This is a genomic window from Telluria sp. LT2P80, from assembly GCF_059685955.1.
In genome coordinates this window covers 1-13906 of record NZ_JCASIO010000019.1, presented here as the reverse complement: position 1 = coordinate 13906, position 13906 = coordinate 1, and the positions used below count along the sequence as shown (strand labels likewise).

The 13906-nt window shown below is 65.4% G+C and carries 14 protein-coding genes, 2 rRNA genes and 1 riboswitch; of the genes, 13 read left to right on the top strand and 3 right to left on the bottom strand.

From position 1 onward, the window contains the following. Both AC56LW_RS23765 and AC56LW_RS23760 read right to left on the bottom strand, forming a co-directional pair. Positions 1–81: ribosomal RNA gene (locus tag AC56LW_RS23765) — 16S ribosomal RNA — on the bottom strand; the annotation flags it as partial. A gap of 239 nt (positions 82–320) precedes the next feature. Further along, complete coding sequence (locus tag AC56LW_RS23760) at positions 321–518, bottom strand: hypothetical protein (RefSeq protein ID WP_499638297.1); 198 nt, start codon at positions 516–518, stop codon at positions 321–323. Between AC56LW_RS23760 and cobT the strand changes: the two genes are divergently transcribed. The 13 genes from cobT (at position 517) to AC56LW_RS23695 (ending at position 13626) form a co-directional block, all read left to right on the top strand. Beyond that, positions 517–1563: a nicotinate-nucleotide--dimethylbenzimidazole phosphoribosyltransferase gene (gene cobT, locus AC56LW_RS23755; protein WP_332533778.1), complete on the top strand. Its 1047-nt coding sequence runs from the start codon at positions 517–519 to the stop codon at positions 1561–1563. The two genes, AC56LW_RS23760 and cobT, sit on opposite strands and share 2 nt — an antisense overlap. Further along, positions 1560–2342: an adenosylcobinamide-GDP ribazoletransferase gene (locus tag AC56LW_RS23750; protein WP_499638294.1), complete on the top strand. Its 783-nt coding sequence runs from the start codon at positions 1560–1562 to the stop codon at positions 2340–2342. The genes cobT and AC56LW_RS23750 overlap by 4 nt, the downstream gene beginning before the upstream one ends. Continuing rightward, the gene (locus tag AC56LW_RS23745; protein WP_332533776.1) at positions 2342–2884 is read left to right on the top strand and encodes a histidine phosphatase family protein; all 543 of its coding nucleotides are present in this window, start codon (positions 2342–2344) and stop codon (positions 2882–2884) included. The genes AC56LW_RS23750 and AC56LW_RS23745 overlap by 1 nt, the downstream gene beginning before the upstream one ends. A gap of 20 nt (positions 2885–2904) precedes the next feature. Further along, positions 2905–3139, top strand: a riboswitch (cobalamin riboswitch). A gap of 65 nt (positions 3140–3204) precedes the next feature. Then, positions 3205–5037, top strand: coding sequence for a TonB-dependent receptor domain-containing protein (locus AC56LW_RS23740; protein ID WP_499638291.1), 1833 nt, complete (start codon positions 3205–3207; stop codon positions 5035–5037). Between the two features lie 60 nt (positions 5038–5097). Beyond that, positions 5098–6120, top strand: a complete 1023-nt coding sequence (locus AC56LW_RS23735) for a FecCD family ABC transporter permease (protein ID WP_499638288.1) — start codon at positions 5098–5100, stop codon at positions 6118–6120. Then, positions 6117–6896: an ABC transporter ATP-binding protein gene (locus AC56LW_RS23730; RefSeq protein ID WP_499638285.1), complete on the top strand. Its 780-nt coding sequence runs from the start codon at positions 6117–6119 to the stop codon at positions 6894–6896. Before AC56LW_RS23735 ends, AC56LW_RS23730 begins: the two co-directional genes overlap by 4 nt. Continuing rightward, positions 6893–7519: a cob(I)yrinic acid a,c-diamide adenosyltransferase gene (gene cobO, locus AC56LW_RS23725; protein WP_499583684.1), complete on the top strand. Its 627-nt coding sequence runs from the start codon at positions 6893–6895 to the stop codon at positions 7517–7519. Before AC56LW_RS23730 ends, cobO begins: the two co-directional genes overlap by 4 nt. After that, entirely contained in the window at positions 7519–8817 is a 1299-nt protein-coding gene (locus tag AC56LW_RS23720) for a cobyrinic acid a,c-diamide synthase CobB (protein WP_499638283.1), read from the top strand. Before cobO ends, AC56LW_RS23720 begins: the two co-directional genes overlap by 1 nt. Beyond that, the gene (gene cobU, locus AC56LW_RS23715) at positions 8814–9374 is read left to right on the top strand and encodes a bifunctional adenosylcobinamide kinase/adenosylcobinamide-phosphate guanylyltransferase (RefSeq protein ID WP_499638280.1); all 561 of its coding nucleotides are present in this window, start codon (positions 8814–8816) and stop codon (positions 9372–9374) included. The genes AC56LW_RS23720 and cobU overlap by 4 nt, the downstream gene beginning before the upstream one ends. After that, positions 9368–10312 (top strand): adenosylcobinamide-phosphate synthase CbiB, encoded by a 945-nt coding sequence (cbiB, locus tag AC56LW_RS23710; RefSeq protein ID WP_499638277.1) that lies wholly within the window; start codon positions 9368–9370, stop codon positions 10310–10312. The genes cobU and cbiB overlap by 7 nt, the downstream gene beginning before the upstream one ends. After that, positions 10305–11285: a threonine-phosphate decarboxylase CobD gene (cobD, locus tag AC56LW_RS23705; protein ID WP_499638274.1), complete on the top strand. Its 981-nt coding sequence runs from the start codon at positions 10305–10307 to the stop codon at positions 11283–11285. The genes cbiB and cobD overlap by 8 nt, the downstream gene beginning before the upstream one ends. Then, entirely contained in the window at positions 11282–12163 is an 882-nt protein-coding gene (locus AC56LW_RS23700) for a cobalamin-binding protein (protein WP_499638272.1), read from the top strand. Before cobD ends, AC56LW_RS23700 begins: the two co-directional genes overlap by 4 nt. After that, entirely contained in the window at positions 12160–13626 is a 1467-nt protein-coding gene (locus AC56LW_RS23695; protein WP_499638269.1) for a cobyric acid synthase, read from the top strand. The genes AC56LW_RS23700 and AC56LW_RS23695 overlap by 4 nt, the downstream gene beginning before the upstream one ends. Before the next feature lie 155 nt (positions 13627–13781). Here the strand turns inward: AC56LW_RS23695 and rrf are convergent. Beyond that, positions 13782–13894 (bottom strand): 5S ribosomal RNA (gene rrf / locus AC56LW_RS23690). Positions 13895–13906: the final 12 nt, after the last annotated feature.

Genomic DNA, 13906 nt, shown 5'->3' with positions numbered 1-13906 from the left:
TGCCCCGCGCTGCCGTTCGACTTGCATGTGTAAAGCATGCCGCCAGCGTTCAATCTGAGCCAGGATCAAACTCTTCAGTTCAATCTCTGTTTGTTGGCATTTCTGCCACCCTACCTTACGGCAGGGGTCGCTCACTCAAAATACTGACCGTTACTCATTGCTGAGCAACGTATTTCTTTTTTGTGAACATTTGATAATTTAAGTAATCAAAGACCGAGGTCTTTGGCACCTTCATCAAACGCCCACACTTATCGACTGTTAATTTTTAAAGAACTTTATTCGGTGCTGCTTCTGCCGTTTGCTACGAAGCGTTGTGTTCGTTAGCAGCAGAGAGGCGAGATTATGAAGTGTTTCTCATTTTTCGTCAACCCCTTCTTTCCTTCTTTTTCTTCGCTGTCGCTGCGTTTGAGGCGGCGTCTGCGTCGAGGAGCGAGACTATAACAAAGCCAGGATGGTCTTGCAATGCTTTCTCTTGTGATATCGTGGCCGCCGCCCATAGCGACCTTTTCATTACTCATGCATATTCCTGTTATTGCCCCGATCGCCCATGCGGCGTTGTCCCAATCCCTGGCCGCCGCAATCAATAACAAGACCAAGCCGCTAGGCAGCCTGGGCCGTCTGGAGGATCTTGCCACCCAGTTGGGCCTGATTCAGCAGACAACCCGGGTAACGATCGACCAGCCTGCCATCCTCGTCTTTGCGGCCGACCATGGCGTCGTCGCCGAAGGTATCTCTGCCTACCCACAAGACGTCACCTGGCAGATGGTCGAAAACTTCCTCGCCAACGGTGCGGCCATCAATGTGTTCGCGCGCCAGAATGGCTGCGCGCTGCGCGTGATCGACGCCGGCGTGAACCACGACTTCGGCGTGCGCGATGGTCTGCTCGACCGGAAAGTCGCCAACGGCACGAACAACTTCGCCATCGCACCGGCGATGTCGGCGCAGGACTGCGCTACCGCCCTCGAACACGGCATGGCCCTGGCGCGCGACCTGTCCGGCAATGTCGTGGGCTTCGGCGAGATGGGTATCGGGAACACGACTTCTGCGGCAGCCCTGATGCACAAGCTGACCGGGCAGCCCGCTGCTGCCTGCGTCGGCGCCGGCACTGGCCTGACGCCTGACGGCATCCGCCATAAAGAGCATGTGGTTGCTGCCGCCGTCGCGCATCACGCCAGCGTGCACGAACCGCTCGACGTCCTGGCCACCTTCGGCGGCTTCGAGATCGCGATGATGGCCGGCGCCATGCTGCAGGCAGCCACGCTGCGCAAGGTGCTGCTGATCGACGGCTTCATCGTCACCAGCGCGCTGCTGGTCGCTGCGCGCCTGCAACCAGCGATCCTCGACTACTGCGTGTTCGCGCACTGTTCGGGCGAGCATGGCCACGCCCTGCTGCTCGAGCAGCTCGGGGCACGGCCGCTGCTCGACCTGGGTCTGCGCCTGGGCGAAGGCACCGGCAGCGCCCTTGCTCTACCCCTGCTGCACGCAGCCGCCAACTTCCTGGGCGAGATGGCGACCTTCGCATCGGCCCAGGTCTCGGCACAACTGGGCGAGCACGCGGGATGATCCATCAACTGCGCCTGTTCTTCATTGCGCTGCAGTTTTTTACGCGGATCCCGATTCCGCGCTGGGTCGGCTTCGAGCCGGCATGGCTCAATCACGCGTCGCGCTACTTCCCGCTGGTGGGCGTCGTGGTGGGCGCCATCGGCGCGGTCGTCTACTTCATCGCCGCGCACTGGCTGCCAGCGCCAGTGGCCGCCGTACTCTCCACCGCCGCGACCATTTACCTCACCGGCGCCTTCCACGAAGACGGTTTCGCCGACACCTGCGATGGTCTGGGCGGCGGCATGACAAAAGAACGCACGCTCGAGATCATGAAGGATTCGCGCGTCGGCGCTTACGGCGCGATCGGCATCGTGTGCATGCTGGGCGCGAAGCTGGCCGCACTCGCCACGCTGCCACCCTTGACTGCCGTCGGCGCCCTGCTGGTGGCGCACCCGCTCTCGCGCCTGGCCGCCACGTCCCTGATCTGGCAGATGGACTACGCCCGCGCCGAAGGCAAGGCCAAGCCGCTGGCCGTGCGCATGAGCAGCGCCGAATTCGGGATCGCGACGCTTACGGTGCTGGTGCCAGCGATCGTGCTTCTCGCCGTCGGCCTGCTCGACCTGGCCGCGATTGGCGCAGCACTGTTTGCGGCCTTGCTGGCCACGCGCTGGCTGGCCCATAAATTCACGCGCCGGCTGCAGGGCTATACGGGCGACTGTCTCGGCGCCGTGCAGCAGTTGGCCGAAGTCGCGATCTATATCGCGGTGCTGGCCACACTCGGCCGCGGCGCGCTGGTCTGATGCGCCTGTATCTCGTGCGCCACCCGAAACCGGACGTGCCGGCCGGGTACTGCTACGGCCGCACCGACCTGCCAGCACAGGCAGCCGACAGCGAACGCGTCCTGGCGGCGCTGACCAATCAAGGCATTCCCGGAGCCTTGCCGGTCTACACCAGTCCCCTGCAACGCAGCGCCGTGCTGGCGCAGCAGCTGTCAACCGCGCCCACGTTCGACGCGCGCCTGGCCGAGATGGACTTTGGCGCCTGGGAGCTGCGCCAGTGGGACGACATCACCCGGGACGAGATCGATGCCTGGAACGCCGACCTGCTTCACTACCGCCCCGGCGGCGGCGAGAACGTCCTGCAGGTGGCCATGCGCGTGGACGCGTTTCGGGCCGACATCCAGCGCGCAGGGCACGCCGAGGCAGTCGTCATCTGCCACGCCGGTACCATGCGCCTGCTGCACGCCATGTCCAGCGGCGGAACATTGGAGGATGCTGCGCTGCGTGCGGCATCGACACCACACCAGATCGGCTACGGCGAAGTCATGGTGCTGGAAATATGACAATGCCCGGGGCAACCACCTTATAATGAGCGCGTTTTGGTGCTCGCACCTGCGTTCGCAGGTGCAGTTAAACGGGAAACACGAAGCTCTTCACAGGGCCAACGCGTGCTGCCCCCGCAACGGTAAGCAAGTGCTGCAGCCTCTCATCGGGTCCTGCGGCAAACCGCCCCCTCATACCACTGTGCTTTAAAAGCATGGGAAGGTCGGACGGCCATACTTGTCAGCCCGGATACCGGCCAAAAGGTGGATACGCGCACAGCGCGATCCTTTGAATCCAGCCCACGGGGACGTCGGCGGGATGCCTTTGATAAGAACCACTCATGAATTTTCCAGTAAGCCGGCAAGCGGCCGCCGTGTCGCTCGCACTCGCCCTCATCTCGTCCACCGCCATCGCCGAAGTCGCTGACACCGTCGTCGTCACCGCGACCCGCACGCCGCAACTCGCTGCCGACCTGATCGCCGACACCACCGTCATCAACGCCGAAGAGATCGCGCGCTCGGGCGCCGGCTCGGTGGCCGACATCCTGCAGCGCCAGCGCGGCATCGAGATCGCCCGCAACGGCCCGGCCGGCACCACGACCAGCGTCTATGTGCGCGGCGCAAACGCCAACCAGATCGTCGTGCTGCTCGACGGCGTGCGCATCGGCTCGTCCACCACCGGCACCGCCAGCTGGAATGCCATCCCGCTGGGCGCCATCGACCGCATTGAAATCGTCTACGGGCCACTGAGCACGCTGTACGGCGCCGACGCCATCGGCGGCGTGATCCAGATCTTCACCCGCAAGGGCGAAGGCGCACCTGTCGTCACCGCTTCGGTGGGTGCCGGCAGCAATGCGACGCTGCAGGGCGATGCAGGCATCTTCGGCAGCAGCGGTGGCCCGAATGCCATCAACTATGCCTTCGGCGCCGGCTACGAAGAGTCGGATGGCTTCTCGTCCACACGGCCCGGTGCGTCAGGCTACAACGCCGACGAAGACGGCTACCGCCGCCGCAATGCCAACGGCCGTGTGTCGATGGCGCTCGCGCCGGGCCACGAGATCGGCGCCCAGTTCCTGGCCAGCCGCACGTACAGCCAGTACGATGCCAGTGGTTCCGGCAGCTACGATGTGCACAGCGACTCGGACATCAATACCGCCGCCGTCTACATGACCAACCAGATTTTGCCAAACTGGCGCAGCACCGTGCAGTACGCGCGTTCGGAAGACAAGTCGGGCAACTTCAGCAACGCCACGGCCAGCGGCGCCAGCCAGATCGACACCGAGCAGAACGAATTCTCGTGGCAGAACAATGTCGCGATCGGCCAGGACACGCTGCAGCTGCTATTCAACCACCGCAAGGAAGAAGTCTCGTCGATGCGCCAGACACGCATCACCAATTCGTATGCAGCAGCCTACTCGGCCAAGCGCGCCAATCACCTGTTCGACGTCAGCGCGCGCCAGGACCGCTCGGTCTACGGCAGCCAGAACACCGGCGCCGCCGGCTACGGCTACGAGTTCGGCAACGGCCTGCGCGCCACTGCCAGCATCGGCACGAGCTTCCGCGCCCCGACCTTCAACGAACTGTACTTCCCGGGCTACGGCCTGGCGACGAACAAGCCGGAAAAAGGCCGCAATCGCGAAGTGGGCCTGCGCTACGACGGCAACGGCTACACCCTCGATGCCACGTACTTCCACAATCGCCTGACCGACATGATTGTCTCGGCCACGCCATGCCCGGACGGCATCAACCGCAGCTGCGCCTACAACGTCAACGAAGCAACGCTCGAAGGCTTCTCGCTGGCCGGCAGCACGCGCCTGATGGACGTGAACCTGCGCGCCAGCCTCGATTGGCAGGATCCGCGCGATGACACCACCGGCCGCCAGCTGGCGCGCCGTGCGAAGAAGCACGCCAACTTCGCGGCCGATTACGTGCTGGGCCAGTTAAAGAGCGGCGCCGAGCTGACCGTGTCGGGCGACCGTTTCGACAATGCGCCGAATACCAACCGCCTGGCTGGCTACGGTTTGCTGAACCTGTACACCACGTACCAGTTCACGCCCGAGTGGTCCCTGCTGCTGCGCGTGAACAACGTCGCGGACAAGAACTACGAAGTGGCGCGCAACTACGGCACCAGTGGCCGCACCTGGTTCGCGTCGCTGCGCTACGGCATCCGTTAAGCTGGCATTTTTCGCCCGCGGCGCACGCGCCGCGGGCATCGATCAACTATCAGGGCCCGCATGCAAGCACCCGTCCCGTCATTACGCCAACGCGCCACGCTCATCATCGGCGCCATGCTGGTCCTGGCCATCGCTACCCTGCTGTTCTCGGGCATGACCGGTTCCATCCGCGTGCCGCTCAGCGACATCCCCGACGCCCTGCGCCAATTGGCAAGTGGCCAACCCGAATCCCTGTCCGCATCCCTGCTCGACCTGCGCGCCAGCCGCGCGCTGGTGGCCTTTGCCACTGGCGGCGCCCTCGCCCTGGCCGGCCTGATGATGCAGGCGCTGTTACGCAATCCCCTCGCTGACCCGTATGTGCTGGGCGTCTCGTCCGGCGCATCGGTTGGTGCCCTCCTCGCCTTGCTGCTCATGGCGTCCACACTGATGGTCGATGCGGCCGCACTGGTCGGTGCCGTCGGCGTCTCCCTGCTGCTGTACGCGCTGGCGCGGCGCGACCTGCGCAGCGGCCAGGCTGCCGAAGGCGGCGCCTCGATGCTGCTGCTGACCGGCGTGATCGTCTCGGCCCTGTGCGGCTCCCTCGTCACCCTCATGCTGTCGATCGCGCCGGAGGGGCGCCTGCGCAGCATGATCTTCTGGCTGATCGGTGACCTGGCCGGCGCGCCGCTGCGTCTGGCGCCGTGGCTCGTGCTGATCGGCGCGCTGCTGTTTGCCATGCGCAGCGCGCGCGCCATGAATATGGTTGCGCTGCACGCCGAAAACGCCGTCACTCTGGGCGTGCGCGTGAGTGCGCTGCGCAAGGGCTTGTTCTTCGTGTCGGCGCTGCTCACGGCGAGCGCCGTCACCAGCGCGGGTTCGATTGGGTTCGTCGGCCTGATCGTGCCGCACGCATGCCGCTTCGCCTTCGGCCCCGACCACCGTGTCCTGATTCCCGCCGTCGTCCTGAGCGGCGGCGCGTTCCTCGTGCTGTGCGATACGCTGGCACGCACGATCGTCGCGCCGCAGCAGCTGCCGGTCGGCGCCATCACGGCGATGATCGGTGCGCCGGTCTTCCTGTATCAACTGCACCGCATGCGCAAATGACCGTCATCGCCACTCAAGATCTGCGCCTCTCCGTCGCCGGCCGCACCCTGGTGCAGGGCCTTGACTGGGCCGCGCAACCCGGCGAATGCTGGAGCATCATCGGCCGCAACGGCGCCGGCAAAAGCACCTTGCTGCGCACACTGGCGGGCCTGCACCAGCCCGACGGCGGCGCCGTCCACATCGGCGGGCGCGCCCTCGCGGCCTGGCCGCTGACCGACCTGGCGCGCGAGCGCGCCTTTCTCGCCCAGTCGCGCCACGACGCCTTTGCCTACACGGTGCTCGAGAGCGTGCTCTCTGCGCGCCACCCGTACCACGCCAACCGCTACTGGGAAGGCAGCGACGACCATCAGGTTGCGCTGGAAGCCCTGGCGTCGATGGACGTGAGTGACCTGGCGTCGCGCGACGTGCGCACGCTGTCCGGCGGCGAGCGCCAGCGCGTGGCGATTGCCGCCCTGCTTGCCCAACAAACCCCGCTGCTGCTGCTCGACGAGCCAGCCAATGCGCTCGACCTGGCGCATCAGGTGAGCGTGACAGGCCTGCTTGCGCGCCTGTGCCGCGAGCAGAACAAGACCGTGGTCATGATCGGCCACGACCTGAACCTGGCTTCGCGCATCTCGACCCACGTGCTGCTGCTGATGGGCGATGGCCGCTGGCATGCAGGCACCAACGAACAGACCATGCAGAGCGCGCTGCTGGGCGACTACCTCGGCCACCCGATCGAGATGATCGAACATCACGGCCGCCGCATCTTCATCCCTCAAGAGGATTTCGCATGAACGACATGACTCCCGAACAAACCGCTGCGCTGAACGAACGCCATCGCGTGCGCATGGAACGCAAGAAAGCCGTCATCGACGCAAAGATCGCGTCGGCCGACAAGGAAATCGGCATCATCATCGTCAATACCGGCAACGGCAAGGGCAAGAGCTCGAGCGCGTTCGGCATGGTGGCGCGCGCGCTGGGCCACGGCATGCAGGTCGGCGTGGTCCAGTTCATCAAGGGCGCGCTGTCGACCGGCGAAGAAACCTTCCTGCGCCGCTTCCCGGACGAAGTGCGCTTCCATGCGATGGGCGAAGGCTATACCTGGGAAACCCAGAACCGCGAGCGCGACATCGAGAAAGCGACCGAGGCGTGGGCGCTGGCCAAGCAGTTCCTGTCCGATCCGACCATCGGCATGGTGGTGCTGGACGAACTGAATATCGCACTCAAATACGGGTACGTCGATGTGCACACCGTGATCGCCGACCTGCTCGACCGCCCGACCATGCAGCACGTGGTGATCACGGGCCGCGGCGCGCCGCCCGAACTGGTGGCGGTCGCCGACACCGTCACCGAGATGAACGTCGTCAAGCACGCGTTCAAGGCGGGGATCGGCGCCCAGGCCGGGACGGAGTGGTAATGAGTGCGCATCCCGGCGCGCGTGTGGTGCTGGTGGCGGCAATGGCGTCCGGCCAGGGCAAGACTACCGTCACGGCCGCGCTGGCACGGCGCCTGATCCGCATGGGCAAGTGCGTGCGCGTGTTCAAATGCGGTCCCGACTTCGTCGATCCGGTGATGCTGGAGAGCGCGTGCGGCACGCCGGTCCACAACCTGGATCTGTGGATGGTCGGCCCTGAAGCCTGCCGCCAGCGCCTGCAGGCCGCCGCCGCGGAGGCCGACGCAATCCTCGTCGAAGGCGTGATGGGCCTGTACGACGGCACGCCATCGAGCGCCGACCTGGCGCGCGCGTTTGGCATCCCTGTACTTGCGGTGCTGGATGCATCGGCGATGGCGCAGACGGCCGGCGCCGTGGCGCAAGGCTTGCGTGACTATGGTCCGGTACAGATGGCGGGCGTGATCGCCAACCGTGTTGCCAGCAGCGGCCACGCGGCAATGGTCAAGGAGTCGCTGCGCGACATTCCCCTGATCGGCACCCTGGCGCGTCAGGAGCGTCACCTGCCCGAACGGCAACTGGGCCTGGTGCTGCCGGGTGAAGTCGAAGAGCTGCAGCGCATCCTCGACGCGCTGGCCGACAGCATCGCGTTCGACGAGGCGGCGTGGGATGCGCTGCCTGTGATGGCACCAGCACATAGTGAACCGGAGCAGATCGACACGCCGCTTGCCGGCCGCACGATCGCAATCGCGCACGATCCGTCGTTCATGTTCGTGTATCCGGCGAACGTCGAGCTGCTCAAGGCGCTGGGCGCGCAGATCACGTACTTCACACCGCTGTCGAACGACGCGGTACCGGACCATGCCGACGCCGTGTATCTGCCGGGGGGCTATCCCGAGCTGCATGGCGCGGCGCTGCAAGGCGCAACGCGCTGGCGCGATTCGATCCGCGCAGCGCATGGGCGGGGCGTGCCGATCGTGGCCGAATGCGGCGGCATGATGGCCCTGGCCGATGGCTTGACCGACAGCGATGGCCGGCGCTGGGAGATGGCCGGCGTCCTGCCGGGCGAAGTGGCAATGCAACAGCGTCTGGCTGGTCTCGGGATGCATGCGCTGGCCACGCCGGAGGGCGAACTGCGTGGTCACACCTTCCACTATTCGCTGCTGGCCACTGACGTCCCGCCGCAGGCACATACCGTCAAGCAGCGCACGCAGACGCCGGGTGAAGCGGTGTACCGCGTCGGCTCGCTGTTCGCGTCGTACTTCCACGGGTACTTTCCGTCCAACCCGCGCGCGGTTGCCGCACTGTTTGGCGGTGCGCCATGAGCGCGACGCTGGTCTTTGGCGGCGCACGCTCGGGCAAGAGCGCGTTTGCCGAACGGCTGGCGCGCGAGTCGGGCCGGGAAGTCGTGTATATCGCCACCTCGCGCGCGGGTGATGGCGAGATGGCGGCGCGCATTGCGCTGCACCGTGAGCAGCGGCCACCCGAATGGCGCACGGTCGAGGAAGAACTGGCGCTGGCGCAGACGCTGCGTGCCGAATGCCTGCCGGGCCGCCTGGTGCTGGTCGATTGCCTGACGCTGTGGCTCAGCAACCTGATGTTCTGCGATGGCCGGGAGTATCCCGAGGTCGGCGCATTGACGCTGCCGGACCGGTTCCATGAAGAACGCGCGGCCCTGCTGGACCTGCTCGACGCGGGCGTGCCGGGCGACGTGGTCTTTGTGTCGAACGAAGTCGGCATGGGCATCGTGCCGTGGGGCGCGATCTCGCGCAGCTTTGCCGACGAAGCCGGGCGCCTGAACCAGGCGGTGGCGGCGCGCGTGGACCGCGCGGTGCTGGTGGCGGCCGGCCTGCCACTTGTTCTGAAGGGTTCCCTGTGCTGACTGGCTTGTCGTTGTCGACGGTGGCGCTGCTGCTGGTAGCAGGTGTTGTGCTCGACCTGTTGCTGGGCGAGACGCGGCGCTGGCATCCGCTGGTCGGCTTCGGCAATCTGGCGAACTTCATCGAGCGGCGCCTGAACCGCGGCAACCTGCGCCTGCCGCGCGGCGGCCTCGCCTGGGCGTTGGCAGTGCTGCCATTGACTGCCTTGTTCGTGCTGCTCACCGATGGCGCCGGCCTGTGGCTGCATGCGGTGCTGCTGTATCTGTGCATCGGCCTGCGCAGCCTGCACGACCATACGATCCCGATCTACGAGGCGCTGCGCAGTGGCGATCTGGCCCAGGCGCGCGCGCTGACTGCCCGCATCGTCAGCCGCGACACTGCCAACGCCAGCGAGTCCGACCTGGCCAAGGCGAGCGCCGAGTCGCTTCTTGAAAACGGCAACGACGCCGTGTTCGGCACGCTGTTCTGGTTCATCCTGCTGGGCGGACCGGGGGCGGTACTGTTCCGGCTGGCCAATACGCTTGATGCGATGTGGGGTTACCGCAGCACGCGTTTCAATCTGTTCGGCCGCCCTGCAGCGCGCATCGACGACGTGATGAACTATCTGCCGGCGCGCCTGACCGCGCTGTCGTATGTGCTGCTGGCTGGCGCGGGGCGTGCACGCGCCTGGCACTGCTGGCGCACGCAGGCACCGGCATGGAGCAGCCCGAATGCCGGGCCAGTGATGGCCAGCGGCGCCGGTGCACTGGGCGTATCGCTCGGCGGCGCGGCGGTCTACGATGGCGAGGTCGAACAACGCCCGCCACTGGGCGCCGGCCCGGCCGCCTGCGCCGGCGACATCCAGCGCGCCTGGCAGCTGGTGCTGCGCACGACGCTGCTCTGGCTCGGCGTCGTCTGCCTGCTGGCGGTATTGACCATGATCGGGGCGCCGCATGCTTGAACATGGCGGCAACCTGCGCGACGCCGCGCGGTATTACGGGCGCGACGACTGGATCGACCTGTCGACCGGGATCAACCCGCACGGCTATCCGGCGCCGGCGCCGTCGCCAGGTGCCTGGCTGCGTTTGCCCGAGCCGGATCCGGCGTTGCTGGCGGCAGCCAGCGCGTACTACCAGGCGCCGCAGTTGCTGCCGGTGGCCGGCACCCAGGCCGCGATCCAGGCGCTGCCCCGTCTGCGTGCACCGTCGCGCGTCGTTGTGTCGGCGCCATCGTACGCAGAGCATGCGCATCACTGGGGCCAGCATGGCCACCTGCTGCGGCAGGTCGCGTATGCCGAGCTGGAAGCGGCGGTCGACGTCAGCGATGTCGTCGTCGTCGTCAATCCGAACAACCCGACCGGCGAGACAATCGCGCCAGAACGCCTGCTCGACTGGGCCACACGCCTGCAGGCGCGCGGCGGCTGGCTGATCGTCGACGAAGCCTTTGGCGACACCGCGACGGCGCTCAGCGTGGCGATGCACGCCTCGCAGCCCGGCCTCATCGTGCTACGTTCGATCGGCAAATTCTTTGGCCTCGCGGGCCTGCGCCTGGGATTCGTCGCCGCGCACGACAGCCTGCTGCGCGATCTGGCTGACCTGCTGGGGCCATGGACCATTAGCGGTCCGGCGCAGGAAATCGCACTGGCAGCCCTGACCGATAGCGCCTGGCAGCAGGCCACGCATGCCAATCTGCGCCAGTCCGGCGAGCGGATGACGCGCCTGTTGCTGGAATACGGCATCGCTACTACCGGCACGGCGCTGTTTCGCTGGTGGCCGCAGATACACCCCGAAGCATTCCACGCCCACATGGCGGCGCGCGGCATCTGGTGCCGGTTGTTCCGGGATGCCGGGCGCGGTATGCGCGTCGGCCTGCCGGCAGGCGAACCTGAATGGCACCGCTTTGAACAAGCACTTCATGAATGGAACCAACGATGAAAACAACGATGCTGACGGCTGCCCTGATGGCATGTCTGTCGATCACCTGTGCGCAAGCCGCGATCACGGTCAAGGACGATGGCGGCCAGAGCGTCACGGTCGCCAAGCCGGCGCTACGCATCATCTCGCTCGCGCCGAGCGTGACCGAGCTGCTGTTCGCGGCCGGTGGCGGCAGCCGCGTCATGGGCGCCGTCAACTACAGCGATTTTCCGGAAGCCGCCAAACGTATCCCGCGCATCGGGTCGAACCGCGAAATCGACATGGAACTCCTGATCTCGCTGAAGCCAGACCTGATCGTCGCCTGGCGCCACAACAGCTCTGACAGGCAGATCGAGATGGTGCGCCAGCTCGGCATCCCTGTGTTCCAGAGCGATGCGCAGACGCTCGACGCCATTCCCGACAGCGTCGAACGGCTTGGCCAGTTGATGGGGACCGATGCGACAGCCAAAACGGCGGCGGCCGCGCTGCGCACGCAGCTGGCCAGCCTGCGCAAGCAGTACGCAGGCCGTGCGCCGGTGCGCGTCTTTTACCAGGTGTGGGACAAGCCGCTGTACACGCTCAGCGGAAAACACATCCTGACCGATGCGATGCACCTGTGCGGCGGCGTGAATGTCTTCGACAAGCTGGCAGTGACGGCGCCCGTGGTCACGCTCGAGAGCGTGCTGCAGGAGAATCCCGAAGTGATCATCGCCACGGCCGAAAAGAACTATGGTGGCGTGCAGTTGTGGAAAAGCTACGGCACCATGACCGCCGTGAGCCGCAATAATCTGTTTACACTCGACGGCCATTTGCTCAACCGCGCGGGGCCACGCATGATCCAGGGTACGGCCACCATGTGCGAGGCGCTGGAGCAGGCACGCCAGCGGCGCCCAAAATGACGACATTCCCCTACCGGACCCTGATGGTGCAAGGGACGACATCGGACGCTGGCAAGACGACGGTGGTCGCGGCGCTGTGCCGGCTGTTGATGCAGCGCGGCGTGAAGGTCGCGCCGTTCAAGCCACAGAACATGGCGCTCAATAGCGCCGTAACGCGCGATGGCGGCGAGATCGGCCGCGCCCAGGCGCTGCAGGCCATCGCCGCCGGCATCGAACCTCACACCGACATGAATCCGGTGCTGCTCAAGCCATCGAGCGACACCGGTGCCCAGATCATCATCCATGGCCGCGTGCGCGCCGAGATGAATGCGCGCGACTACCACCAGTACAAGCCGATCGCGATGGGCGCGGTGCTCGAATCGCATGCGCGCCTGCTGGCGCAGTACGAGGCGGTGATCGTCGAAGGCGCCGGCAGTCCGGCCGAAATCAATCTGCGCGACCGCGACATTGCGAATATGGGCTTCGCCGAAGCAGTCGATTGTCCGGTGATCCTGGTGGCCGACATCGATCGCGGGGGCGTGTTCGCGCACCTGGTCGGCACGTTATCGTGCCTGTCGCAGTCGGAGCGCGACCGCGTGATCGGGTTTGTCATCAACCGCTTCCGCGGCGACATAAAGCTACTCGAACCGGGGCTGGATTGGCTCGAAGCGCAGACCGGCAAGCCGGTGCTGGCAGTGCTGCCCTATCTGCACGGGCTGTTCCTCGATGCCGAAGATGCCGTGCAGGCGGCGCAAACGAGCAAGGGCGCGTTTCGTGTAGTTGTGCCAAGTCTGCCGCGCATGAGCAATCACACCGATTTCGATGCGCTGCGAGCGCATCCGGATGTCGACCTGCGTTTCGTGCGCGAGGGCGAGGCAATTCCCGGCGCCGACCTGATCATCCTCCCGGGCAGCAAGAACACGCGCGGCGACCTGGCCTGGCTCGATACCCATGGGTGGCGTGAGCAGATTGCGCGCCACTTGCGTTACGGCGGCAAGGTGATCGGCGTGTGCGGCGGATTCCAGATGTTGGGCAAGACAGTTGGTGACCCGCACGGTGTCGAAGGTGCGCCAGGTGTGTCGAATGGACTGGGGCTGCTCGATATCGATACCGAGCTCACACGTGACAAGCAGCTGACGCGGGTCGAGGGACTGTGTGCATTCGTGCCAGGCGATACGTCAGGTCGCGTCAGCGGGTATGAAATCCATATGGGCGTATCGAGTGGTGCGGCGATGAAGCGGCCTGTGTTTGCCATTGATGGGCGCGGTGAAGGCGCGATGTCGGCCGATGGCCAAATCATGGGGACGTATCTGCATGGCCTGTTCGATCATCCGGATGCCTGCAGCGCGTTACTGCGCTGGGCGGGATCGCGCAGCGAGCAGGTGGTCGATACTGCGCAACTGCGTGAAGCCAGTCTGGATCGGATTGCGGCGTCGGCAGAGGGATTGCTGGACAGGTTGATTGGCTTGCGGGATCGTGCATAAGCAGGCCCGATTCGCCTGGATGCGAAAAAGCCCGCCGATGTGAATCAGCGGGCTTTTTTGTGCAGATGGGTAGCCATATATTGAACGAGCTAAATACAACAACCAAAGCGAAAAGCCCCACTCAGATCACTGAATGGGGCTTTTCTATATAACTAGCCTGACAATAACCTACTTTCACACTGGTTGCAGCACTATCATCGGCGCAAAGTCGTTTCACGGTCCTGTTCGGGATGGGAAGGGGTGGGACCGACTTGCTATGGTCATCAGGCATAACTTGTAC